The 884-nt window shown below is 60.7% G+C and carries 1 protein-coding gene; it reads left to right on the top strand.

Annotated elements, in window-relative coordinates; translation table 11 throughout:
- On the top strand, window positions 1–884 hold an 884-nt coding region (locus Q1A69_RS20005), incomplete at both ends, for a hypothetical protein (protein WP_299589652.1).

Raw genomic sequence — 884 nt, forward strand, 5'->3', positions numbered from 1 at the left:
CTGCTGCTGGAAGAGCGCATCAAAGGGGAATCCTTCGCGCGCATCAGCAACTCCGGCACCGCCCTCAATGTCAGCCGGGTGAGCAGCGACCTGGTCACCCGCCACGATTACGATGGCAACGGCCAGGCCACCACCACTGTGCGCTACGACGGCGATGAACAAGCCGCAGGCAGCCGCGTGGAAACCGCCAGCTACAACGCCCGCGGCGAACAGATACAAACCCAAGGGGCCAAGTACACCGACTACCGCGGCCAGAGCGTACGCGGCACCGTCAGCTACCGCTACGACCTGTTCGGCAACCGCACCGCCGAGATAGTGCACAACGACAGCGGCAGCCAAGTCACCAGCCACCACTACAATATGCTGGGCAAACGGGTGGAGACCCGCGACGCGCGGGAAAACCGCGGCGACGCCAACTACGAAGGCAAGACCCGCTTCTACTTCGACGCCTTCGGCAACGCCGTCTACCAGAGCCAAACACAGACGGATAGTGACAACGCCCAGAGCCAGGTGACCACCTGGCTGCAATACGACGCCCTCGGCCGCGAGATCGCCCGTACCAACAATGTCGACAAGACCGACGTGGGCGGCTGGGTGCAGCACGATATCGCCTACAACACCCACGGCCAGATCGTTGGCAAAGGTATCAACACCGCCGTGCGCGACTCGGTGATCGGTGGCCAATACCAGGAGTACTACGTCTACGACGAACTCGGGCGCTTATTTAAAACCAACGCCGACAACGGCTCCCCGCGCCTTTACCTGTACGACCAAAACGGCAACGCCACTTTAGAAATTACCGCGATCAATAACGACAGCCTGAACGGTATTAAAACCGCGCGCCAGGCCATGAATGAGCTCACCCAGAGTGAGACCCAATGGAA

Origin of the sequence: uncultured Microbulbifer sp. (genome assembly GCF_947498635.1) — a bacterium.
Taxonomy (GTDB): Bacteria; Pseudomonadota; Gammaproteobacteria; order Pseudomonadales; family Cellvibrionaceae; genus Microbulbifer; species Microbulbifer echini.